The following is a 23,337-nucleotide window of genomic DNA, read 5'->3' as shown; positions in this document are numbered from 1 at the left end:
GACGGGCGCCTCGGGTCGGTAAGTGAAGCCAGGCGACGCGCTCAAGGCAGCGCAGCCTCGAAGCGGTTGCCGCTGTTGTCCTGCAACAGCAGCCGGGTCGGCCCGGGACCGAGGATATCGAAGCCCAGGTTGGGGTTTTCGCTGACTGCCGGATACAGCGCGAGGCTGGCCAGCCGCTGGCCGTCCGCGCCTTGCAGCTCGGCATGGTTGAGGAAGAATTCCGGAATGCCGCTGACCAGGCCATTGTCCATCGGGTGGGCCACCTGCAGGCGCAGGCGGCTGCTGTCGCCGCGCGGGTAGCGCCCGCCCAGCACTTCGCCCAGGTGCTCCTCCCAGCCGGGCTGGGTGCGGACCACACTGGGCGCGGTACAACCGCCGCCAGCGGCATCGATCAGGGTCGAGCCGACGTGCCACAGGCCGTCGCGCGTCAGCACCGCGGCGCGCAGCGGCGTGGCCTGTTCGATACGGATGCGGATCGACAACCAGGGCAGTACGCGCTCGCCGGGCTCGAAGTCGACAATCCGCGGCAGCGGGTTGAGCTCGGCCCAGGCCAGAATCCGTACCACCTCGCCGCTGAATGCCCGCGCGTCGATCTCCAGCGGCACCTGGCGTGCGTCCTCGGCAAAGGGTGGTGCCAGCAGCTTGACCCGGTCATCGAAGACGAACGCTGCCTGGCCCAGCAACTGCTTATGGTAGAAGTCCCACATCACCGACGGCACCGGGTCCGACGTGGCATTCGGTTCGGCGGCCTGGGCTGCCCAAGGCAGCCAGCAGGCCAGCAGGAAAGTCGCTCGCCAGTTCATGGCCCGCTCCTTGATGACGCGATTATCCTTGAGCCAGCGCCGCCCCTGTGGGAGCGGGCATGCCCGCGAACACGGGCCAAGCCCGTGCCAACCACCGCAGCGCCTGCTTCGCGGGCACGCCCGCTCCCACAGGGAGATCTGCACCTACTGATACATTTCCGGCACCTCGTAGCGCAGGCCGTAACTGGCGTAGATCGCTTTCATCTGGCCCTCGCGGATCAGCGCCTCGAGCGCCTCTTCCACCGCATAGGCCAGCTGCCGGTTGCTTTCATGCACTGCCATGCCGATGTCCCAGGCCTGCTTGCCGAGGTTCGGGTAGGCGTTTTCCGCCAGGGCCAGCTGCGGGTCGGCGGCCTGGTGCAGTTGCCAGTCGACCTCACCGCGCATGGCCATCACCGCGTCCACCTGGCCAGCCTGCATGGCGCCGAACGCCTGCTGAACGTTGGGGTAATGGTGGGTCCTGGCACTGAGCATGCCATTGAATACCGAGGTCAGGTAGAACGACGGCACACTGTCCACCTCGACCCCGATGGGGTGTTGCTGGAACACCGCTACACTGGCTACCGAGGCCAGGCGGCGGCGATCATAGGCCACCTGCCAGCGCTCCTGCTGATAGGGGCCGAACATCACCACCTGGGCGTTTTCCAGTTCCCCGACGTCGTTGCGCCGCTGCGCGTAGGCGTGGTCGTAAGGCACACGCATCATCAGGTCGGCCAGCTGCTGGTTGCGCAGCGGACTGCCGCGCCAGATGTAATCGCGCAGGTCGTCGTCGAGCTTTTCCCCGGGCGGCGCCCAGATCAGTTGCAGGCGCACCCCCAGCGCACTGGCCAGGGCCTGTGCCAACTCCACGTCGACCCCGCGCGGCTGGCCGTGGTCCTCGAAGCTGTAGGGCGCAAAATCCTTGTACACCGCCACCTTCAATTCGCCGGCGGCGATGATAGCGTCGTAGTTGCGTACCTGCGCCTGGGCTGCCGCGCAACACAGCAGCAGGCCAGACAACAGCACCGCCAACAGGCGCATGGCCGTCACTCCTCGACGTGCACGCTGTCCAGGTAGGTGCGTACCGCCCACAAGGCTTCCTGACTCAGGTAGTCGGCCATCTTCGGCATGTACACCCGGCCGTCGCGAACCGCGCCGTGGCGTACCCGCTCGACGAACCACTCGTCACCCGCCTCACCGGCGTCGAGCATGCGCAGGTCCGGGGCGATACCGCCAGACTTGGCTTCCAGGCCATGGCAGGCGGCGCAGTTCTGGTTGTAGGCCGAGGCGCCAATTTCCACCGCCTTGTCGTGCTCGGGAGACTCGCGATACGGGTTGACCGCTGCCCAGCCGTCGCCGTCCACGGCCACACCCGCATCCTTGATCGGGGTCAGGCCCTTGGTTTCCACAGCCTGGGGCACCACATTGCCATGGGCCCAGACCGTACCGGTCAGCACAGCGCCGGCCAGCAGGCCTGCAGCAAGCAAGACGTTTCGTTGTGTTGTCATTGTTATGCCCTCACCATTGCACGCAAGGCCTCAACCACAGAGGCCGTGCCGCCATCTTAGGAACAGCCCGTGCAGCGCCGTATCCTGCTTTGGTGGCCGGGCCTTACTCCCTTGGTAGTAGGGCATGTGGCGAAGGGCCAAAAGAGGTGCCGTACGGGAACTTTTCCCGGCCAGCGCGGGAAGTTTTCCGTATCCCGCGACAACCGCACCAGCTCACCCTGTGCAGGCCAAAACTCCACAGGGAACTGCAACCATGACAACAACAACGCTACCTGCCCTTTCCCCTTTGTGCCTGAGCCTGCGTGCCTTGCTGCTGGCCGGCAGCCTGGCCCTGGGCACGGTGGCCACGGCGGCGCCTGCCGGCAAGAACGTGACCTGGGAAGACATCGCCAACGATCACCTGACCACCCAGGACGTGCTGCAATATGGCATGGGCACCAACGCCCAGCGCTGGAGCCCGCTGGCCCAGGTCAATGACCAGAACGTGTTCAAGCTGACGCCGGCGTGGTCCTTCTCCTTCGGCGACGAGAAACAACGCGGCCAGGAATCCCAGGCCATCGTCAGCGACGGCGTGGTCTACGTCACCGGGTCCTATTCGCGGGTGTTCGCCCTCGATGCCCGCACCGGCAAGCGCCTGTGGACCTACAACCACCGCCTGCCGGAGAACATCCGCCCGTGCTGCGACGTGGTCAACCGCGGCGCGGCGATCTACGGCGACAAGATCTACTTCGGCACCCTCGATGCACGCGTGATTGCCCTCGACAAGCGCACCGGCAAAGTGGTGTGGAACAAGAAGTTCGGCGACCACAGCGCCGGCTACACCATGACCGGCGCCCCGGTGCTGATCAAGGACAAGACCAGCGGCAAGGTGTTGCTGATCCACGGCAGCTCGGGTGACGAGTTCGGCGTGGTTGGCCAGCTATTCGCGCGCGACCCGGATACCGGCGAGGAAGTGTGGATGCGGCCATTCGTCGAAGGCCATATGGGCCGCTTGAACGGCAAGGACAGCACCCCCACCGGCAACGTCAAGGCACCATCCTGGCCGGATGACCCGACCACCGAGACCGGCAAGGTCGAAGCCTGGAGCCACGGCGGCGGTGCCCCTTGGCAAAGCGCCAGCTTCGACCCCGAGAGCAACACCATCATCGTCGGTGCTGGCAACCCGGGCCCATGGAACACCTGGGCGCGCACCGCGAAGGACGGCAACCCGCACGACTACGACAGCCTGTACACCTCCGGCCAGGTCGGCGTCGACCCGAGCACTGGCGAGGTGAAATGGTTCTACCAGCACACCCCCAACGATGCCTGGGACTTTTCCGGCAACAACGAGCTGGTGCTGTTCGACTACAAGAACAAGGACGGCAAGCTGGTCAAGGCCACCGGCCATGCCGACCGCAACGGCTTTTTCTATGTGGTCGACCGCAGCAACGGCAAGCTGCAGAACGCCTTCCCCTTCGTCGACAACATCACCTGGGCCAGCCATATCGACCTGAACACCGGGCGCCCGGTGGAAAACCCCGGCCAGCGCCCGCCCAAGCCCCTGCCGGGGGAAAGCAAAGGCAAGCCGGTGGAAGTCTCGCCGCCGTTCCTCGGTGGCAAGAACTGGAACCCCATGGCCTACAGCCAGGATACCGGCCTGTTCTATATCCCCGGCAACCAGTGGAAAGAGGAATACTGGACCGAGGAAGTGAACTACAAGAAGGGCTCTGCGTACCTGGGCATGGGCTTCCGCATCAAGCGCATGTATGACGACCACGTCGGCACCCTGCGCGCGATGGACCCGAGCACCGGCGAGCTGGTGTGGGAGCACAAGGAACCGCTGCCACTGTGGGCCGGCGTGCTGGCGACCAAGGGCAACCTGGTTTTCACCGGTACCGGTGACGGCTTCTTCAAGGCGTTCGACGCCAAGACCGGCAAGGAGCTGTGGAAGTTCCAGACCGGCAGCGGCATCGTCTCGCCGCCAATCACCTGGGAACAGGACGGCGAGCAGTACATCGGCGTGACCGTGGGCTACGGCGGCGCGGTACCGCTGTGGGGCGGCGACATGGCCGAGCTGACCAAGCCGGTGGCCCAGGGCGGCTCGTTCTGGGTGTTCAAGATCCCGAGCTGGGACAAGCAGACCGCACAACGTTGACCCTCGCGGGGAGCGGGCCTTCGCCCCTCCCCGTCCTGTCACCTTCCTGCCGGGACCTTTGCCATGAACTATTTGCCATTGGCTTTGCTGTTGGTACTTTCCCCTACCTTGGCCATGAACGCCGACGACGCTGAAAGCGATACCCCCTTGACCATCAACGGCTGCCTGATTGCCGAAGCCAGCCAGTGCCCGGGGGCGGACCTGCGTGGCGCCAACCTGGCCAACCAGGACTTGCGCAAGATGAACCTGGCCGATGCCGACCTGCGCGGTGCCGACCTGCGCCACGCCCGACTGGACCTGGCCAACCTGGAAAAGGCCCGCCTGCAGGGCGCCAACCTGACCCGTGCCAGCCTGCAGCAGAGCAACCTGCGCCTGGCCGACCTGAGCGACAGCAAGCTGGTGGCGATCCAGGGCTGGGGCCTGTTTGCCCAAGGCGCGCAGTTCGCAAGGGCCGACCTTGGCGCGGCCTACCTGGAATTCGCCAGGTTGTCCGGGGCGAAGATGCACCAGGCCAACCTGCGGGCGGCGGACCTGGAAATGGCCTGGCTGAGCAAGGCTGATTTGCAGGGGGCGAACCTGGGCGATGCCAACCTGCAGGAGGCCAAGCTAAGCCAGAGCAACCTGGAGGGCGCCGACCTGCGTGGGGCGCGGCAGCATTATGGGAATTTCCAGGATGCCAACATGCAGGGATGCAAGGGCTGCCCAGAGACCTGGGACAAATGAGCCGAAGGGTCCGGCGTGACAGGTTCAGCGCCTGGGAGGCCGAGCGCCGCCCGCGCGGCGCATCGCGGATAAATCCGCTCCTGCGTTTGTTTCGGGCCAGTAACGCCTGTGACAGGCGCGCGCGACCGCCTGGTTCATACGACACGACATCTCGTCATGCGCCAAAGCGTACGCGCGCCAATCCCACAGGCATGATTGGCCCGAAACAAACGTAGCGAGCGCAGCTCGCGATGCGCCGCGCGGGCGGCGCTCGGTCTCACAGGCGCTGCATCTGCCAGGTCGAACGTTACCCCGCCACCCGCACCACCCCCAGGTCGATCCCCAGGTGCACCAGCTCGGCATGCGAGCTGACCTGCAGCTTGCTCTTGAGCAAGGTCAGGTGGTTGGACACGGTCTTGGCACTGATGCACAGCTGCTCGGCGATCACCCGCACCGGTGTGCCCTTGGCCAGCATCACGAAGATCTCCAGCTCACGCTGGGTCATGCACTGCAGGCGTGGGTCGCTGGTACGCTGATGCGAGGTGCAAGCCAGCTGGGTGGCCAGCGGTTGCTCGATATAGGCCTGCCCGGCCAGCACCCGCTGCACCGCCTCGACCAGCACCTCGGGCGCCGAGTTCTTGGTCAGGTAACCCGAGGCCCCGGCGTCCAGCGCCTGGCGCACCAGCGGCAGTTCATCGTGCATGCTGAAGAACAGCACGCGCAGTTGCGGCAAGCGCTGGCGCAGCCGTCGGGTGGTTTCCAGGCCGCTGATACCGGGCAGGCCGAAGTCCATGATCACCAGGTTGGGCACCTGCTCCTGCACCCGCGCCAGCGCCTCCTCGCCGCTGGCCGCTTCGCGCACCTGCACCGTCGGCAGCACCGCCCGCAACAAGCTGGCATAGCCCTGGCGGACCACGGCGTGGTCATCGACCAACACGATATTCATTGCACCTCCAAGGGAATCTTCAGGGCCAGCGCCCAGCCGGCGCCCGGGCGGCTGAAGATGCACAGTTCACCGCCCAGGCTGCGGGCGCGCTCGGCCATCGAGTGCAGGCCGACCCCATGGCGTAGCGGCTGCGGCGCGCCGCAACCGTTATCGCGAACCAGCAGGCGCAAGCCCCTGGCGCTGCGTTGCAGGCGCACCCGCACCTGGCTGGCCGCGGCGTGACGGGCGACGTTGGTCAACGCCTCCTGCAACAGGCGATACAGGTGCGTGCGGCTCGCCCCAGGCAACGCTGGCAGGCGCGCGCCGACCCGCAGGCGACAATCGATACCCTGGCTGGCCTGCCATTGGCTCACCAGCAGGGCAAACGCCTCAGCCAGCGGCATGTGCTGCAGCGCCAGCGGATACAGGTCGTGCACCAACGCGCGAAAGCCCTGCTGCAGGCGCTGGCAATCGAGTTCCAGGGTGCGGGTGGTCTGCGCCACCGCTGCCGGCTGGTCGGCCACCATGCGCAGCAGGCACAGCTGGGCACGGATACCTGCCAGGTATTGCCCGAGGTCGTCGTGCAGGGTTTGCGCCAGCTGGGTGCGTTCGCGCTCCTGCACGGCCAATAGCGCCTGGGTCAGCTGGGCATTGTCGGTGCGGGCCTGTTCCAGCGATGCAGCCATGTGGTTGAAATGCCTGGCCAGCTGGCGTGCCTCCGGCAGGCCGGCTTCGCGCAGGCGCGCGCTCAACTGCCCACCGGAGACCTGGCGCAGGGCCTGCAGCAGCTCGTCCAGCAAACCCATGCCGCGGCGCACGGCCCAGCGGGTGGTCAGCAAGCTCAGCAACAGCGCCAGGCCGCACAGGCCCACCAACTGTTGCAGCGAGTCGCGGACTTCGTCGATTTCATCCCGTGCATCCACGGCAATCGCTACCCGGCGACCATCACTCAGCTGCAGCAACCGGGTAGCGTGGTGGCGCTCGCCAAGCAGGTGTCGGCCAAGCCAGGCATCCACGCCGCGCTCCTGCGGCAGCGGCAGCGCTTCATCCGCCGCCAGCCAGTGCACCCGCACATGGCGCAGGCTCTGGGTCAAACGTGGCTGCAGATGGGCCGGGTCGCGCTCGGCGGTATCGCCGAGGTACGCCACCACCGCTTCGGCCGATTGCAACTCGCGCTCGACATCGGCCACCGCCTGGTGCAACAGCACCCCGGCACAGGCCAGCATTACCAGCAGGAAAAACACCGTGACGCAAAGGTTGATCCGCCACAGGGCCGACAGGTCAAGCAGGCGCATGCGCGGTTTTCCTCAGTGTGGCGAGATTGCGGCCCATCGTAAGACCGGGGCCAGCGTGGCGAATTACTACCTTGGTACCGGCCGGGCGCTACTTTCTGCATATTTCCCCGTCGCGGTGGGCTTCCTATGCTGGCGCCATCTGCCGTGGAGTCGCTTTATGCGCCAGCCTGCCCACCTCGCCCTGACCTGCCTGCTGGCCCTCGCCGCCACCCTGTCTACGGCCCTGGCGCCCGCTGCCCGGGGCCAGGCTGCCGAGCCCTTGCAGGTGCGCATCGGCTACCTGGGCTATCGCCCCGACCCTGGCCCGCTGCTGTCCAATGTCATCCCCGAGCCCACCGATGCCGGGCTGCAAGGCGCCAGGCTGGCAATTGTCGACAGCAACAGCAGCGGCCGCTTCCTGCAGCAGCAATTCCAACTCACCGAAGCCAGCGTCGACAGCCCCGAAGCCCTGCTGCAGGCGGCCAAGGCCCAGCATGAGCAGGGCCTGCGGCTGTTCGTGGTCAATGCCCCCGCTGCCAGCCTGCGCGCCTTGTCTGGCGCATTGCCCGACAGCCTGCTGTTCAATGCCGGTAGCCCGGACGACAGCCTGCGCAGCAGCCAGTGCCTGGGCAATGTGCTGCACAGCCTGCCTGGCCGCGCCATGCTGGCCGATGCTCTGGCGCAATTCCTGGCGCTGCGCAAATGGCAGCGGGCCCTGCTGATCGTCGGCCAGACCGATGACGACCGCGCCTACGCCGCTGCCCTGCGACGTGCCGCGAAGCGCTTCGGCCTGCAGCTGGTGGCGGAGAAACCCTGGACCTTCGACAACGACCAGCGCCGCAGCGCCCAGGCCGACATGCCGCTGTTCACGCAAACTGCCGAATACGATGTGGTGCTGGTAGCCGACGAACGCGGCGATTTCGGCGAGTACCTGCCCTACCAGACCTGGTACCCACGCCCGGTCGCCGGAACCCAGGGCCTGACCCCCACCGGCTGGCACAAGACCGTGGAAACCTTCGGCGCGGCGCAGTTGCAAAAGCGTTTCGAGGCCCAGGCCGGGCGCTGGATGAACGACCGCGACTTCGCCGCCTGGATGGCCGTGCGCAGTGTCGCCAGCGCAGTCAGCAAACTGCGCCAGGCCGAGCCGCACACCGTGCAGCAGCTGCTGCTCAGCGAGCAGTTGCCGCTGGACGGTTTCAAGGGCCGCAAGCTCAGCTATCGCCCGTGGAACGGCGAGCTGCGCCAGCCGATCCCGCTGGTGCAGCCACGGGCGCTGGTCAGCACTTCGCCGCAGGAAGGTTTCCTGCACCCGTTCAACGAAATGGACAGCCTGGGCTACGACAAGCCCGAAGTCAGCTGTCGCTACCCCTGAGCCGATAACCACAACAAAAAAAGGATTTCGCCATGCCTCGCCGCCTGCTCCACCGGGCCCTGCTTCACCCCAGCCTGCTGTCGGGCGCCCTGGCGCTTGCCAGCGGCCAGGCCATGGCCGCCACCGCCTGGGTCTCGAACGAGAAGGACAACAGCCTCAGCCTGATCGACCTGCATACCCTGGAAGTCACCGAGACCTTGCCGGTAGGCCAGCGCCCGCGCGGCCTGCTGCTGTCCCACGACCACAAGCTGCTGTACATCTGCGCCAGCGACTCGGACCGGGTCCAGGTGATGGACGTGGCCACCCGCAAGATCATCAAGGAACTGCCTTCCGGCAAGGACCCGGAGCAGTTCGCCCTGCACCCCAACGACCGCTGGCTGTACGTGTCCAACGAGGACGACGCATTGGTGACCGTGATCGACACCCAGACCGACAAGGTACTCGGGCAGATCGATGTCGGCATCGAGCCTGAAGGCATGGCCGTGAGCCCGGATGGCAAGTGGGCGGTCAACACCAGCGAAACCACCAACATGCTGCACTGGATCGACACCAGCACCCAGACCCTGGCCGAAAGCACCCCGGTCGACCAGCGGCCGCGCTTTGTCGAGTTCAGCCAGGACGGTACGCGGTTGTGGGCCTCGGCGGAAATCGGCGGCACCGTGACCATTCTCGACGTGGCCACGCGCCAGGTGTTGAAAACCCTGAATTTCCAGATCAAGGGCGTGCACCCGGACAAGGTCCAGCCGGTGGGGATCAAGCTCAGCGCCGATGGCAAGTACGCCTTCGTCGCCCTGGGCCCCGCCAACCATGTGGCGGTGGTCGATGCCAAGACCTTCGAGGTGCTCGACTACCTGCTGGTGGGGCGACGGGTATGGCAACTGGCGTTCACCCCGGACCAGAGCCAGTTATTGGCCACCAACGGAGTCAGCGGTGACGTGTCGGTGATCGATGCGAAAAACCTCAAGGTGCTCAAGTCAGTGAAGGTCGGCCGCTACCCCTGGGGCGTGGTGGTGACGCCATGAACACGCTGGAAGTCAGTGACGTGAGCTTTGCCTACGGCCAGCGCCAGGCGCTCAGGCAGGTCACGTTCAGCCTGGCGCCCGGGCGCTTCGCCGCGCTGCTGGGCCCCAATGGTGCCGGCAAGTCGACCTTGATCGCCCTGCTCACGCGGCTCTACGACCTGCAGCAAGGCGACATCCGCGTGTGCGGCTGTTCCCTGCGCAATGCCGCACGCCCGGCCTTGCGCCAGTTGGGCGTGGTGTTCCAGCAAAGCACCCTCGACCTGGACCTCAGCGTCGAACAGAACCTGCGCTACCACGCCTCGCTGCATGGCCTGCCGCGGCGCCAGGCCAACCTGCGGGTGGAGGCCGAACTGGCCCGCCAGGGCCTCGATGAGCGCCGCCGCGAGCCAGTCCGGGCATTGAACATCGGCCATCGACGCCGAGTCGAGATTGCCCGTGCGCTGCTGCATGAGCCGCGCCTGCTGTTGCTCGACGAAGCCAGCGTCGGCCTCGACCCGGCCAGCCGCCTGGCGCTCAACCAGCACCTGCGGCTGCTGTGCCGCGAACAACGCCTCAGCGTGTTGTGGACCACCCACCTGCTGGACGAAGTCCAACCCAGCGATGACCTGCTGATCCTGCATCAGGGGCGCCTGGTGGCCAGCGGCACGGCCGCGGCGCTGAGCCAGGCGCACGGCGGCGACCTCGACCACGCCTTCGCCCGCCTGACCAGCGCGCCTTCAGGAGTGAAAGCCCAATGAACGCCTACTGGCAATGCTTCAACGGCATTCTGCTGCGCGAATGCCTGCGCTTTGTCTTGCAGCGCACACGCTTTCTCAGCGCCCTGGTGCGCCCGCTGCTGTGGCTGCTGGTGTTCGCCGCCGGGTTTCGCGCGGCCCTGGGCATTGCGATCATCGAACCCTACGACACCTATATCCCCTACGAGGTGTACATCATCCCCGGCCTGGCCTGCATGATCCTGTTGTTCAACGGCATGCAGGGCTCGCTGTCGATGGTCTATGACCGCGAGATGGGCAGCATGCGCGTGCTGCTGACCAGCCCGTTGCCACGGCCGTTCCTGCTTGGCAGCAAGCTGTTGGCAACCTCGTTGATTTCCTTGCTGCAGGTGTACGCCTTCCTGGCCATTGCCTGGCTATACGGTGTGCAACCACCGGCCGCCGGCTTGCTGCTGGCGTTACCGGCGCTATTGCTGGTGGCACTGATGCTCAGCGCCCTGGGGCTGTTGCTGTCGAACGCGATCCGCCAGCTGGAGAACTTTGCCGGGGTGATGAATTTCGTGATTTTCCCACTGTTCTTCCTGTCTTCGGCACTGTACCCGCTGTGGAAGATGCAGGAGGCCAGCCAGTGGTTGTACTGGCTGTGTGCAGTCAACCCGTTCACCCATGCGGTGGAACTGGTGCGCTTTGCCCTGTACGAACGACTGAACCTGCTGGCACTGGCGGTGTGCCTGGGCTTGACCGCGCTGTTCAGCCTGCTGGCGATCCTCACCTTCAACCCCCAGCACGCGGCACTGCGCAAGCCACGCTGATCCCCCCCGCATGGAACGCGCTTTTGTAGGCGCGGCCTTGTGTCGCGATCGGGCTGCAGCGCAGCCCCGGCGGTATCTGCGGCGCAGCTGCAATCGTGGGGCTGCGCTGCAGCCCGATCGCGACACGAGGCCGCTCCTACAGGGGGGGGCATCCATCCGGGAATCGGTGCAACCGTCAACGCGCCAGGCCATCTACTACTTTAGTACTGCCTTTGCTATCTGATCGTCGCATTCACAATGCACCGCCGCTGGCATGTAATGGGCCTATAACAAAAAGGATAACCCCCATGCCACGTGCCCTGCCCCGGCTGCCGCGCCCCTTGCTGGTGGCCTTTTCGCTGAGTCTGTCACTGGGCATCGCCCAGGCCGGCACGGAACCGTTGTTTTCCGCCGACGGTTATCGCACCAGCATCTACCGCAGCCCGACCCCGCAGCAGGTCGACGGCGCCCAGGTGATCGACACCGCCACGCTGCAAGGGCTGCTGAAGCAGACCCCTGCCCCGGTCCTGATCGACGTCTATCGGCGCCAATGGTTGCAAGGCCGCTTCATCGAAGACCAACCGCACAGCAACATCCCCGGCAGCCGCTGGCTGGCCAACACCGGCGACGGCGAGCTGAGCGCGGCCTGGCAAGGTTACTTCGCCCGCCACCTGCAAGACGCCACCGCCGGGCGCAGGCAGCAACCGCTGGTGTTCTACTGCCGCTCGGATTGCTGGCTGAGCTGGAACGCGGTAAAACGCGCGAACGCCTTGGGCTATAACAACCTGTACTGGTATCGCGACGGCCTGGACGCCTGGCAGCAGGCCAATCTGCCACTTGTCCCCGCGCAACCGGAACCCTTCCCCTGAATTCGCTTGGCGAATGCGTGCCACCGCTCCATCCCATAAAAACGAGGTGAAAAGGCCATGTACAAAATTCTGATTGCCGACGATCACCCGCTGTTTCGCGAAGCTATCCACAATGTCATCAGCGACGGGTTCCAGGGTAGCGAAGTCATGGAAACTGCCGACCTGGACAGCGCCCTGGCACTGACCCGCGAGCACGATGACCTCGACCTGATCCTGCTCGACCTGAACATGCCTGGCATGCACGGCCTGAATGGCCTGATCACCCTGCGCAACGAGGCCCCCACCACACCGGTGGTGATCGTCTCGGCCGAGCAGGAAAAGCAGATCGTGCTGCAGGCCATCACCTACGGTGCGGTGGGGTTCATCACCAAGTCGTCGCCACGTTTGCAGATGATCGAAGCGATCGAGCAGATCCTCAACGGCAATGTCTACCTGCCGCCCGATATCATCCGCGCGCAGAAAAGCGCCACCAGCCGGCGCCTGAACGATACCCCGAGCTTCCCGCCGGAAATGCTCCAGGCGCTGACCCGCAAGCAACTGCTGGTGCTCGAACGCATGACCAAGGGCGAGTCGAACAAACAGATCGCCTATACCCTGGACATCGCGGAAACCACGGTCAAGGCCCACGTTTCGGCGATCCTGCGCAAACTCAACGTGCACAACCGGGTGCAGGCCATCCTCAGCGCTGGCGATATCGACTTCGGCGATTACCTGCGCCGCTGAACCGGCTATGCGCCAAGCGATGGCTGGCTGCTGGAAAGCAGGTGGCTCATCGCCGTTTTCAGCTTCATCGGCCGCACCGGCTTGTGCATCAGGGTGTGGCCGAGCTCGCGGATCTGCTGCTTGAGTTCGTTGCTGTAGTTGGCGGTGATCATCAACGCCGGTAGCGGCTGGGTGCGGCGGGCGTTGATCCGCGCCACCGCATCGACACCATTGCAGTCGTTGTCGAGGTGGTAGTCGGCAATCAGCAGGTCGGCATCGGCATGGTAGTTGTCCACCTGGCGTGCCAGGTCCTCTTCCGACAATGCGGTCACCACCTGGCACCCCCAGCCCTCCAGCAAGGTGCGCATGCCGGCACAGATGGCGGCATCGTTATCCAGCACCCACACCCGTGCCCCGCGCAGGCGTTCCAGCATCGGCTCGCTGATCGCCAGGCTCGGCTGGGCCTTGGGCGCGGCAGTGCTCAGTGGCACCTCCACCGCGAACACCGAGCCTTTGCCAAGCCAGGAGCGCACCCGAATGCGATGGCCAAGGATACCGGCGATCTTCTCCACGATCGCCAGGCCCAGGCCCAGGCCACGGTCCTGCTGCGGGCGCTGCACATCGCCGCGACGGAATTCCTGGAACATTTCCTCCAGGTGCTCTTCGGCAATGCCGATGCCGCTGTCCCACACTTCGATGCGCAGGCCGCCTCGCAGGCGCCGACAGCCCAGCACCACACGCCCACGCGGGGTATAGCGAATGGCGTTGCTGAGCAGGTTGCGCAGGATCCGCGCCAACAACTGGATATCACTGCGCACCACGGCCGAGCAGCTGACGAAATGCAGCGCCAGCCCTTCGCTGCGGGCCACCTGGGCGTACTCGGCGGCAAGGTTGTCCATCAGTTCGCCAAGGGCGAAGGGTGCGACGTCGGCCTTGATCACCCCGGCGTCCAGCTTGGAAATATCCACCAGGGTGCCCAGCAGGTTCTCCACATCCTCCAGCGAGTTGCTGACATTGCGTACCAGCTGCGTGCTGTCCTGCGGTTCGCGGCTTTCGAGCAGCGCACTGGTGAACAGCCGCGCCGCGTTCAACGGTTGCAGCAGGTCATGGCTGACCGCCGCGAGGAACTTGGTCTTCGACAGGTTGGCCTGCTCGGCCTCGCGTTTGGCCTCGCGCAGGCGCGCTTCGGCGCGGCTGCGCTCCTCGATTTCGCGCAACAGTTGCTCATTGAGGCTGGTCAGCTCTGCCGTGCGTTCGCGTACCCGTTGCTCGAGGTGCTGGTAGGCCTGGTGCAGCGCCTGCGCCGTATTGCGCCGCTCGGTGATGTCACGGATCAGCACGAAGATGCCGGCGACCTCGCCATTGGCCAGGCGATTCGGTACGTAGGAACGCAGCATGTAGCGCTCCTGCCCGCTGCTGTTGGTTTCGGCGAATTCGAAGGTGACGCTCTCGCCGGCCAGCGCACGTGCCACGTAGGCTTCCAGGCGCTGGTAATGCTGTTCGCTGTGGGCCTCGCGCAGGCGCTGGCCGAGCATCACGCCAGGGGGCCAGCAGTACCATTCTTCGTAGACCTTGTTGGTGAATTCGTAGACCAGGTCGGCGTTGAGGTAGGCGATCAACGCCGGGACATTGTCGGTAATCAGGCGGATCTGGTGCTGGTGGGCAGTCTCGGCGCGCTGCCGCGCCTCGCTGAGCAGACGGTTGACCGCCTTGAGCTCGGCCATCGCCTGGTTCAGGGCATCGGTGCGTTCGCGCACCTGCTCGGCCAGCACCACCGAGTGCTGAAACGCCGCGTAAGGGTCGTTGCCACGCGTCACACCGGACTCGACGCGCTCGATCAGGGCGCCGTTGATACGCTGCAGCTTGTGGTTCTCATGCTGCAACCGGGTGATTTCAAGCTGCAGGTCAGCGATTGACGGGAGGCCGGTTGCGGGCAATGGCGACGCCGGTGAAGGTCTGGTTGATGTGCATGCCATTGAACTGTTCTCCGTAGGTGTTGAAGCCGATCACCCGCTGCTCGCGCAGGAACGCGCCGATCGGCTCCAGGCCGTGTTGGCCTTCCAGTTCCAGCCGCCGCAGAAAGCAATCGCAACCGATGGTCAGCAACAGTGGGCCGAGACGCTGCTGCAAGCCGTCGAACAGCTGCTGCAGGTTGGGCAACAAAGGCCCGGGGGTCATGGCGGTGAGCACGATGCCGTTCTCCACCGCACAGTAGAAGCTCAAGCTCTGGTCCGGGTGCACTTGCTGGATCGCCCGCACGTAGTACTGGTCATGGATACGCACGGCCAGCGGGTGGGCGGCGAATACCTGGTGGTCGAGGTCGGCCACCGGCACGCCGATATGCCGGGCGTACTCCTCGGCTGCCGGCTCGGCATTCAGCTCGAAGACCCGGCGCAAGGCACTGTCGGCCCCCGTGACCACCAGCTTTTCCTGGCGTGGCAGGATGTGGTGAGTGGTGAACACCTCGAAGTCGAGCCAGGTATTGACCAGCACCACCACCGCCGCGCCGTTATGGAACGCGCCGCCGAAGTACACGTGGGTGCGGGTCAGGTAATTGTCGTCGCCGGCCGAACCGCCAAAATGCGGAATATCCCCAAGGGCGGCGCTGAGCGCCGCGAGCACCATCTCCTCACGGCTGGACAGGCCGTCGAGCAGGGTCAGGGCAAAGCTGTGGCCCTTGATCGGCGCCAGGGTATTGCTGCGACAGGTGCTGACCAGGCGCTCGACCATCTGCTGGGCATCGATCAGGCTGAAGTGCTCCATCTCATCGATCAGCTCGGTGGCGATGGAAAAATGCCGATGATCGAAGCCCACCGCGGTGATGCAGTTGCGGCCGTAGCCCAGCGGTGTGATCTCGCCGGCGCTGGTGCAACCGACCAGGCGGATGCCACCAAAGCCCTGCTCCAGGGCCTCGCCCAGGACCTGCAGGTCGTATTCGGCGGAACAGAAGAACAGCACGAAGCCCAGGTGCGGGTGCAGCAGCTGCGCCGCCAGTTCCTCGGCCGCCAGCCGGGCGTCGGTGGCCTGGGACATGGCGCTGACCACACCGTCGTTGTGAGCCTGCTGCATCCTGGTCTCCGGCGCGGGTTGGCTGAGCAAAGAGTGTACGAAGGCGATCATTGGCGACGAATGCTACTTGGGTAGCGGGTGGCCACTTCCATGGATGTAAAGCGCCCCGCCATTTGTGGACGCCCTGTGGCCCCCGGCCACGGTGCGATGCGCACACCGCGGCTGGGGGCCCGGCGTTTACCAGGTCAGCACTGCCCCCACCGCGAAGGTATCGGTGTCTTCGTCCTGTGCACTGGTTTCATGCCCATCGATGGAAAACTGGTTGTACTCGGCAACCAGCTTGAGGTTGTCGTTGATGTCGTGGAACAGCGCGATGCCACGGGTTTCATAATCCGCACCACTGTCGACCGCGCCGTTGCCATCGTCCTTGGTCTTGCCATAGGACAGCGCCACGCGGTTCTTGCCGAACTTGTACGAGCCCTGCAGCAGGTAGCCGTCACTGTCGACATTGCGCAGGGTCGGTTCGCCAGCGTTGTTGGTGAAGAACGGGTTGATGCCCTTGGCCTGGAACCCCGAACCGGTCAGCGACAGCCCGCCCATCTTCGCCTGCACGCCATAGCCGACACCTTTGGAGGTGACCGACTGCACCGCCGGGTCGGTGTTGTCGGAGGTCTGGTAGCTGCCGTTGAGCCAGCTGTAGATCTGCGCCCCGCCCAGGTCGAACTGGTAGGTGATCTCGCTTTCGGTACGCGGGTTCTCCTGGTAGGCCTTGCCGGTCGGGCTGCTGTCGTTGGTGTCCACCGGGTCCATGATGCCGACCGCGACGCGCAGGCCGTCCATCACCGGGGTGCGGTAGGTGATCTGCGAGGTGGGGAACGGGTATGGGTAGCCGCTGCCGATGTTGCCGAACGATACCCCGCCGCCGTCCACCAGGCCCAGGGTGTCACTGACCTGGCCATAACCGGCCAGCAGTTCGTCGAGCAGGATGTTGGAGCGGGCGAACAGGCCGAAATCCTTGCCGATCAGCACCTCGCCCCATTCCGGGTTGGCCACGGTGCCGTAGAACTGGCGCACATCGATGGCGGTGTCGGTGCCGTTGGTTTCGCTGTCGTTGATGGTCACCCAGAACGAGGCGCGCGCGCCGAGCTTGAGGTCATCCACCTGCCTGCCCATGTTGAAGCCCAGGTAGTTGGGTAGGAAGCCCATCTTCACCCGCGACTGGCGGCGGTCGTACTGCTCACCCTCGCGATCGACATCGCTGTTGACGTAGAAGGCGTTGATATAGCCGTCGGTGGAAAACGTCGTCTGGTCCTTGTCGTACAGCATGATCTCGGCCTCGGCGACATTGCTCAGGCAAAGGCTCGACAGGCTGACGGTGACAGCCGCCAGCAAACGGGGAGACAGATTCTTATTGTTGTACATGGCGCGCTCCGAAACGGGGACGGGATGTCGGAGGCGATTATCAGAAGCGGGCAAAGGGCCAGAAACGCTGCTTTGGAGCGGGCTGGCGGGTGCTTTGGGCCGGCGTGTGGGATGCGACCATTCGGGCCCGCTACCGGGTTGGGCCGGGAGGCGAGACTTAGGGTTTAGGCATTAATGGCAGGCAGGTACCAATACAAAAAGCCCGCCTTCGACCTGACGCCGTACCTGTAGGAGCGGCTTCAGCCGCGATCACCGGCACCGCCGGTGCCAACCACCGCGTCGCCCACCTCACAATCCGAGCGCAATCGTGTCGTTTCGCGAAGCGAGCGCTTGCGGACGCAGCCGCACCGGCATTTCATAGCGGTGCGGTTGTTGCCAGGCCAGCTGTGCCTGTACATCGACAGCCGCATCCTTCACCTTCTGCGCCCAGTGTTCATCCTTCGGGCACACCACCAGCACACGGAAACCGTGATCGATGCCTTCCAGCCGCACACCTTCGGAATCATCCACATGCAGATCGATGTCGAAAGCCGAGGGCAACTTCGAAGGTGCATGGCCAAGCCCGTTCCTGGCCAGGACATGCTGGTGCCGGTCACTGTTGACCACGCCGTCGACGCGGATGCCGTAGAGCATCAGCCAGCGGCGGATATAGGACGGCGTGCGCCCCGACGAGGTGTAGATCCAGATGCTACAGCCCTGGCGGCGCAGGTCGCGGATCAGCGAGCGCGTGCCACTGCGCAGGGGTTCGCCCAACCAGCGGTGGACAAAGGCCGGCAGCTTGCTGTGTTCGGCGGCGGCGTGGTCTGCCTGGCAGGCCAGCGTGTCGTCGATGTCGAACGAGATGCGCACCTTTGGCCGGTTGAAGCGGCGTTCGATGGCCTGCCAGCCACGTTGCAGCAGTGACGAGCGGTGCATCAGCGGCACCTCTCGCAGGCAGGTACGGACACGCCACCAAGGAAGAACTTGCCCGCTTCAGGCGCCTTCGCTTCGAGGAAGGCGGCATACTTCTTCTTGATCTTGGGTAGTTCGTACAAGGCCTTGACACCGTGTTTGGCGGAATTGCGGATGACCGAGGACGGGTTGAAGTAACCCTCGGCGTTGTCCAGCGACAGCACGAAGGGCGGCAGCCCTGCGCGCATCAGCAAGTAGCTGACGATCAGCGACCCGGTGCGGTTGTTGCCTTCGATGAACAGCTGCGGCTTGCTGAGGATACGCACGTAGACACCGGCTGCGCGCTTCCACACCGAGTCACTGCGGTAGGCGCTGTACCAGTTGTACAGGTCTTTGATGCCGCCCTCGACGTTATTGAAGAAGTGCGCCTCGGTCGCGGCGAGATGCGCAGCGAATTCCAGGCGGCGGGCGGGGTCGCTGCCGCACAGCACGGTGGCATTGATCTCCAGCATCAGGTTCAACTGCTGCAGGTCGAAAAGGTCGATGCCACGTGCGACATAGTCATCAATCAGGGCATAGCCTTCAACCACATTCAGCAGCACCTCGTCGGTGAACGGATCGCGCGGCTCGGTGAAGTGTTCGCTGAGTTCGGCAAAACGGCCCTGCACCTCACGCAGTGCGCGCTCTACCGCTGACAGGTCAAGACGACGCGTGGCAGGCATTGGAAACCCCGAGTAACACTTCAACGGAAAATGATGCGGCCAAGGTTCAGCTGAACTTGCCGCTGATGTAGTCGGCGGTCAGTTGCTCGCGCGGGTTCTGGAAGATCTGCGTGGTCGGGCCCATTTCGACCAGGTAGCCGGTGCGGGTGCCCTGGGAAATATCGACCGAAAAGAACGCAGTTTCGTCAGCCACACGAATCGCCTGCTGCATGTTGTGGGTGACCAGCGCGATGGTGTAGTCCTTCTTCAACTCGACCATCAGTTCTTCCACCCGGCGGGTGGCGATGGGGTCGAGCGCCGAGCACGGCTCGTCCAGCAGCAGCACTTCCGGTTCGGTGGCGATGGCGCGGGCGATGCACAGGCGTTGCTGCTGGCCGCCGGACAGCGACAGGCCGCTGACCTTGAGCTTGTCCTTGACTTCGTCCCACAGCGCGGCGCCCTGCAGGGCATGCTTCACGCGGTCGCCGATGTCGCCCTTGTAGCGGTTCAGGCGCAGGCCGAAGGCGACGTTGTCGAAGATGCTCATCGAGAACGGGTTCGGCTGCTGGAACACCATGCCGATATAGCGGCGCACCACGACCGGGTCGACCCCCTTGCCATAGACATCCTGGCCGAGGAAGTGCACGTGGCCTTCGAAGCGGAAGCCCTTGACCAGGTCGTTCATGCGGTTGAGGCTGCGCAGCACGGTACTCTTGCCGCAGCCGGACGGGCCGATGAAGCCGGTGATCTGGTTCTTGCGGATCGGTACGTGGCTGTCGCGCACGGCCATGAAGTTGCCGTAGAAGATCTTGTCCAGCTTGCAGTCCATGACGATGGGGGCTTCGCTGACCACGGGAGCGGCTTTTTGCGCAGTGGATACGTTCAAGGTCGAATGCTCCCTTTCTCAGTACTTGGGCTTGCCGAAAACTCGGCTCAGAATGTTGATTACCAGCACGATCATCACCAGTACCAGCGAGGCCGCCCAGGCGAGCTCGAGCTGGTTGTCGAATGGCATGCCAGAGAAGTTGTAGATCAGCACGGCCAGCGAGGCCGTCGGGTTCATCACGGCCAGGTCGCCGTCATGCAGGATCCAGTAATTGCTGAACAACGCGGTGAACAACAGCGGCGCCGTTTCGCCGGCGGCACGCGCCACGGCCAGCATGACGCCGGTGAGGATGGCCGGCAGGCCGGTGGGCAGGACGATTTTGCAGATCACCTGGGCCCGGGTGCAGCCCATGCCATAGGCAGCATCCTTCATGATCTTGGGCACCATCTTCATCGACTCTTCCGCAGTCAGCACGACGATGGGCAGCATCAGTACCGCCAGGGCCACGCCGCCTGCCGGCGCCGAGTAGGTGCCGGTAGTCATCACCACCAGGGCGTAGGCGAATACCCCGGCCAGGATCGATGGCAGGCCGGTGAGCATCCTGGCGGCAAAGCGTGCAGCATTGGCCAGCTTGCTGTCCGGGCCGAGTTCAGCCAGGAACACCGCGGCCAGAATACCGACCGGCACGGCGATGGCCGCGGCAATACCAACCATGACGAAGGTGCCGACCATGGCGTTGCCGAAGCCCCCGCCCATCTCGAAGCCGGTGGGCGGCAGCTCGGTGAACACCTCCAGGTTGAGGCGTGCACCACCGCGGGTGATCAGCATGTACAGCACCGAAACCAGCGGCACACTGGCCACCAGCGCCGCGCACCAGGCCAGCGTGGTCAGCACCAGGCTGCGCAGGGAACGGCCTTCCAGCTTGCGCTGCAGGCTGGGCAAAGCCTTGGTCGGGGAGGTCAGGTCGGTCATCATTTGTTACCCCGCTGGGCGTAGAGCATGATCATCGAGCCGAGTACGTTCACCAGCAGGGTGATGAACATCAGTACCAGCGCGGCGTACATCAGTACCTCGACCTCGTTCGGGCCGGCCTCCGGGAAGTTCAGGGCCAGCAGCGCGGCCAGGGTGTTGGCCGGGGCGAACAAGGACACGGAAATGGTATTGGCATTGCCCACCAGCATGGCCAGGGCCATGGTTTCGCCCAGCGCCCGGCCGAGGCCGAGCACCAGCGAACCGAAGATGCCGGTGGCTGCGGATGGCACCATCACCTTGAGGATCGCCTCCCAGTGGGTGGCGCCCAGACCGTAGGCCGCCTGCTTGGTTTTCATCGGTACGCTGGTCAGCGCATCCTGCGAAACGGCGGCGATGGTCGGCAGAATCATGATGGCCAGCACCAGCGCGGCAGGCAGCAGCCCGGGCCCGCTCAGGGACGTGCCAAAAAACGGAATCCAGCCCAGCTCGCTGTTCAGCCAGGTGGTCAGCGGGCGGATGGCCGGGATCACCACGTAGATGCCCCACAGGCCGTAGACGACGCTGGGGATCGCAGCGAGCAACTCGACAATGGTGCGGAAAACTGCCGCCAGCTTGGCCGGCAGGAAGTCCTGGGTGAGGAAAATGGCCATGCTGACGCCGAAGAAACCGGCGATCAACAGGGCGATCAGGGCGCTGTACAGCGTGCCCCAGATCGCCGGCAGAATGCCGTACTTGCCTTGGTTGACGTCCCAGACGCTGCCGAACAACACATCGAAGCCGTGCTTCTCGATACCTGGCAGGGCCTTGCGGCCCACTTCGTAGACCAGCGCGAAGACCAGCGCCAGGACCAGCACCACACCGATGCGTGCCAGCGCACGGAAGCTGCGGTCCACCAGGAAGTCTTTCGCAGACGGCGGCTGGCAAGCGGAGTGGGGGTTATCCGGGATGGCGAAAGGTGAGTTCATGGGCAAGTTCCGGGACAGGGGGCAAACACCCCCGGCATGGCCACAGGACCGCACCGGGAGCGCCCGAGGGCATTACTGGATGTTGGCGGACGCTTTGCGAACCTGGTCGACCACCGATTGCGGCAGTGGGATGTAGCCCATCGAATCGGCGATCTTCTGCCCTTCGGTCAGGCTGTACTCGACCATGTCGCGCATGGCCTTGGCCTTGGCCGGGTTGCCGTTGTCCTTGCGGAAGATCATCCAGGTGTAGGAGGTGATCGGGTAGGACTTGGCACCGTCCGGGTCAGGCAGCCAGGCCACCAGATTTTCCGGCATGTTCACCGCAGCCAGCGCCTCGGCACCGCTTTCGGCGTTCGGTACCACGTATTGGCCGGCCTTGTTCTGCAACTGGGCGAAGTCGACCTTGGCCAGCTTGGCGAAGCCGTATTCGATGTAGCCGATGGCACCTGGGGTCTGGCGCACGGTGGCGGTTACCCCGTCGTTCTTCGGCGACTTGATGAACTTGTCGCTGGCGGGCCAGTTGACGGTGTTGCCCTCGCCCAGCGCTTGCTTGAAGTCAGCGTTGATCGCCGACAGGTGCTTGGTGAACACCGCCGTGGTACCGCTGGAGTCGGCACGCACGACTACGGTAATCGGGGTAGCTGGCAGCTTCAGGTCGGGGTTGGCCGCGACGATCTGCGGGTCGTTCCACTGGGTGATCTTGCCGAGGAAGATGTTCGAGTAGACGTCGCGCGGCAGCTTCAGCCCTTTCGGGTTGCCCGGCAGGTTGTACGCCAGGACGATTTCACCGGCGGTCATTGGCAGCAACTGCACGCCCTCGCCGACCTTGGCGATCTCTTCAGCCTTCATGGCCGAGTCGCTGGCGGCAAAATCGACAGTCTTGTTCAGAAAATCCTGAACACCCGCCCCGCTCCCCTTGGACTGGTAATCAACGGTGACGCCGTCGGTTTCCTTGCTGAAGGCCTTGAACCAGGTCAGGTAGATCGGTGCAGGGAAGCTGGCGCCAGACCCGGTCAGGCGTACGTTCTCTGCAGCGAAGGCGGCCGAAGTGGCGCAGACAGAAACGGCAACGGCAAGTGCAGCAGACTTCATCAGGCGTATCATCGAAAAGCGCTCCGTGTGATGGCCGGCACACTTTGCAGCAGCAATGTTACAGCTTTGTGACCGATGAATGGCATGCCGCGGGATAGAGCCGCCCGGCCGCGCCATCACGGCGCACCCCAGCTCTCGGAGGCGACGACGCATGCAAAAGCGTCTGGCCCAACGTTAACGGCCTGACATGTCGATTGCATGACCATGCGAATGGCCCTGGCGCCCGTCCGTCGCCAGCGCGGCACCCGTGCACCGGTTACGGGCCGAACAGTGGGTGACCCACTGGAAAAGGAGATTCACCATGCAACCGACAACGCTTCGATCGCTGCTGCTCGCCCTGTGCCTGAGCACCGGCGCGCCCCTGGCGCTGGCCGCCACCGACATCATCGACCAGCCCGCCCCGGGCAGCCAGCCCCACGATAATGGCCACATGAACGGCCAAGGGGGAGCGAGCGGCTCGGGCACCCCGGCTGACGGCATGGGTACGGGCACGGGCGGCACGGATGACAATGGCACCGACAGCACCGGCGGCGATGGCACCACCGAGGGTTCGGGTAGCGGTAGCGGCACGGGTACCGGTTCCGGCAGTGGCAGCGGGACCGGAAGCGGCAGCAGCGGTTCGGGCGGCGCGGGTGGCAGTGGCGCAGGTTCGGGAAGCTGAGGCA

23 protein-coding genes are annotated in these 23,337 nt (G+C 64.9%); 9 read left to right on the top strand and 14 right to left on the bottom strand.

All coding sequences use genetic code 11. From position 1 onward, the window contains the following. Positions 1–41: 41 nt before the first annotated feature. The 3 genes from JKP78_RS00300 to pedF form a co-directional block, all read right to left on the bottom strand. The gene (locus tag JKP78_RS00300; RefSeq protein ID WP_186685567.1) at positions 42–803 is read right to left on the bottom strand and encodes a quinoprotein dehydrogenase-associated SoxYZ-like carrier; all 762 of its coding nucleotides are present in this window, start codon (positions 801–803) and stop codon (positions 42–44) included. 144 nt (positions 804–947) lie between these two features. Next, a complete protein-coding gene (locus tag JKP78_RS00295; RefSeq protein ID WP_186685565.1) occupies positions 948–1,823 on the bottom strand; it encodes a substrate-binding periplasmic protein in 876 nt (291 codons plus the stop codon). A gap of 5 nt (positions 1,824–1,828) precedes the next feature. Continuing rightward, a complete protein-coding gene (gene pedF / locus JKP78_RS00290; RefSeq protein WP_170029546.1) occupies positions 1,829–2,290 on the bottom strand; it encodes a cytochrome c-550 PedF in 462 nt (153 codons plus the stop codon). Positions 2,291–2,543: 253 nt separating this feature from the next. Here pedF and exaA point away from each other — a divergent pair, with 253 nt between their 5' ends. After that, the gene (gene exaA, locus JKP78_RS00285) at positions 2,544–4,424 is read left to right on the top strand and encodes a quinoprotein ethanol dehydrogenase (RefSeq protein WP_200625817.1); all 1,881 of its coding nucleotides are present in this window, start codon (positions 2,544–2,546) and stop codon (positions 4,422–4,424) included. A 63-nt stretch (positions 4,425–4,487) separates the two neighbouring features. After that, positions 4,488–5,147, top strand: coding sequence for a pentapeptide repeat-containing protein (locus JKP78_RS00280; RefSeq protein WP_200625814.1), 660 nt, complete (start codon positions 4,488–4,490; stop codon positions 5,145–5,147). Positions 5,148–5,433: 286 nt separating this feature from the next. On the opposite strand, the gene JKP78_RS00275 is transcribed toward JKP78_RS00280, so the two are convergent. After that, entirely contained in the window at positions 5,434–6,072 is a 639-nt protein-coding gene (locus tag JKP78_RS00275; RefSeq protein WP_200625813.1) for a response regulator, read from the bottom strand. After that, a complete protein-coding gene (locus tag JKP78_RS00270) occupies positions 6,069–7,346 on the bottom strand; it encodes a HAMP domain-containing sensor histidine kinase (protein ID WP_200625812.1) in 1,278 nt (425 codons plus the stop codon). The genes JKP78_RS00275 and JKP78_RS00270 overlap by 4 nt, the downstream gene beginning before the upstream one ends. Positions 7,347–7,503: 157 nt before the next feature. On the opposite strand from JKP78_RS00270, the gene JKP78_RS00265 reads away from it, so the two are divergent. The 6 genes from JKP78_RS00265 to JKP78_RS00240 all read left to right on the top strand — a co-directional run bounded on the left by JKP78_RS00265 (position 7,504) and on the right by JKP78_RS00240 (position 12,815). Beyond that, positions 7,504–8,697 carry an ABC transporter substrate-binding protein gene (locus JKP78_RS00265; RefSeq protein WP_186685555.1) on the top strand — a complete coding sequence of 398 codons (1,194 nt, stop codon included), beginning with the start codon at positions 7,504–7,506 and terminating at the stop codon, positions 8,695–8,697. Positions 8,698–8,729: 32 nt separating this feature from the next. After that, the gene (locus tag JKP78_RS00260) at positions 8,730–9,719 is read left to right on the top strand and encodes a YVTN family beta-propeller repeat protein (protein WP_200625811.1); all 990 of its coding nucleotides are present in this window, start codon (positions 8,730–8,732) and stop codon (positions 9,717–9,719) included. Further along, the gene (locus JKP78_RS00255) at positions 9,716–10,456 is read left to right on the top strand and encodes an ABC transporter ATP-binding protein (protein ID WP_186685551.1); all 741 of its coding nucleotides are present in this window, start codon (positions 9,716–9,718) and stop codon (positions 10,454–10,456) included. The genes JKP78_RS00260 and JKP78_RS00255 overlap by 4 nt, the downstream gene beginning before the upstream one ends. Continuing rightward, positions 10,453–11,244, top strand: a complete 792-nt coding sequence (locus JKP78_RS00250) for an ABC transporter permease (RefSeq protein WP_170029538.1) — start codon at positions 10,453–10,455, stop codon at positions 11,242–11,244. Before JKP78_RS00255 ends, JKP78_RS00250 begins: the two co-directional genes overlap by 4 nt. 287 nt (positions 11,245–11,531) lie before the next feature. Then, positions 11,532–12,092 carry a PQQ-dependent catabolism-associated CXXCW motif protein gene (locus JKP78_RS00245; RefSeq protein WP_200625810.1) on the top strand — a complete coding sequence of 187 codons (561 nt, stop codon included), beginning with the start codon at positions 11,532–11,534 and terminating at the stop codon, positions 12,090–12,092. A gap of 57 nt (positions 12,093–12,149) precedes the next feature. Continuing rightward, complete coding sequence (locus JKP78_RS00240) at positions 12,150–12,815, top strand: response regulator (protein WP_186676943.1); 666 nt, start codon at positions 12,150–12,152, stop codon at positions 12,813–12,815. Positions 12,816–12,820: 5 nt separating this feature from the next. Here the strand turns inward: JKP78_RS00240 and JKP78_RS00235 are convergent, their stop codons facing one another. The 9 genes from JKP78_RS00235 to pstS form a co-directional block, all read right to left on the bottom strand. Next, positions 12,821–14,731: a PAS domain-containing hybrid sensor histidine kinase/response regulator gene (locus tag JKP78_RS00235; RefSeq protein ID WP_186685547.1), complete on the bottom strand. Its 1,911-nt coding sequence runs from the start codon at positions 14,729–14,731 to the stop codon at positions 12,821–12,823. Then, a complete protein-coding gene (gene nosP, locus JKP78_RS00230) occupies positions 14,700–15,863 on the bottom strand; it encodes a nitric oxide-sensing protein NosP (RefSeq protein WP_186676955.1) in 1,164 nt (387 codons plus the stop codon). Before nosP ends, JKP78_RS00235 begins: the two co-directional genes overlap by 32 nt. Before the next feature lie 177 nt (positions 15,864–16,040). Further along, entirely contained in the window at positions 16,041–17,225 is a 1,185-nt protein-coding gene (locus JKP78_RS00225) for a porin (RefSeq protein WP_186685545.1), read from the bottom strand. 288 nt (positions 17,226–17,513) lie between these two features. Further along, on the bottom strand, positions 17,514–18,140 hold the full coding sequence (locus tag JKP78_RS00220; protein WP_200625809.1) for a hypothetical protein: 627 nt from the start codon (positions 18,138–18,140) through the stop codon (positions 17,514–17,516). Continuing rightward, the gene (locus tag JKP78_RS00215; protein ID WP_186685541.1) at positions 18,140–18,838 is read right to left on the bottom strand and encodes a hypothetical protein; all 699 of its coding nucleotides are present in this window, start codon (positions 18,836–18,838) and stop codon (positions 18,140–18,142) included. The genes JKP78_RS00220 and JKP78_RS00215 overlap by 1 nt, the downstream gene beginning before the upstream one ends. Positions 18,839–18,884: 46 nt before the next feature. Continuing rightward, positions 18,885–19,646, bottom strand: coding sequence for a phosphate ABC transporter ATP-binding protein PstB (gene pstB, locus JKP78_RS00210; RefSeq protein WP_217858976.1), 762 nt, complete (start codon positions 19,644–19,646; stop codon positions 18,885–18,887). 75 nt (positions 19,647–19,721) lie between these two features. Beyond that, positions 19,722–20,615: a phosphate ABC transporter permease PstA gene (gene pstA, locus JKP78_RS00205; RefSeq protein WP_186686030.1), complete on the bottom strand. Its 894-nt coding sequence runs from the start codon at positions 20,613–20,615 to the stop codon at positions 19,722–19,724. After that, positions 20,615–21,580: a phosphate ABC transporter permease subunit PstC gene (gene pstC, locus JKP78_RS00200; RefSeq protein WP_186676966.1), complete on the bottom strand. Its 966-nt coding sequence runs from the start codon at positions 21,578–21,580 to the stop codon at positions 20,615–20,617. Before pstC ends, pstA begins: the two co-directional genes overlap by 1 nt. Positions 21,581–21,652: 72 nt before the next feature. Then, positions 21,653–22,684, bottom strand: coding sequence for a phosphate ABC transporter substrate-binding protein PstS (gene pstS / locus JKP78_RS00195; RefSeq protein WP_170029527.1), 1,032 nt, complete (start codon positions 22,682–22,684; stop codon positions 21,653–21,655). A 289-nt stretch (positions 22,685–22,973) separates the two neighbouring features. Between pstS and JKP78_RS00190 the strand changes: the two genes are divergently transcribed. Next, the gene (locus tag JKP78_RS00190; protein WP_186685539.1) at positions 22,974–23,333 is read left to right on the top strand and encodes a hypothetical protein; all 360 of its coding nucleotides are present in this window, start codon (positions 22,974–22,976) and stop codon (positions 23,331–23,333) included. Positions 23,334–23,337: the final 4 nt, after the last annotated feature.

The sequence above is a fragment of the Pseudomonas sp. LAM2023 genome (assembly GCF_016620375.1).
Classification (GTDB): domain Bacteria; phylum Pseudomonadota; class Gammaproteobacteria; order Pseudomonadales; family Pseudomonadaceae; genus Aquipseudomonas; species Aquipseudomonas anuradhapurensis.
This window is presented reverse-complemented; position numbering and strand designations above follow the sequence as displayed.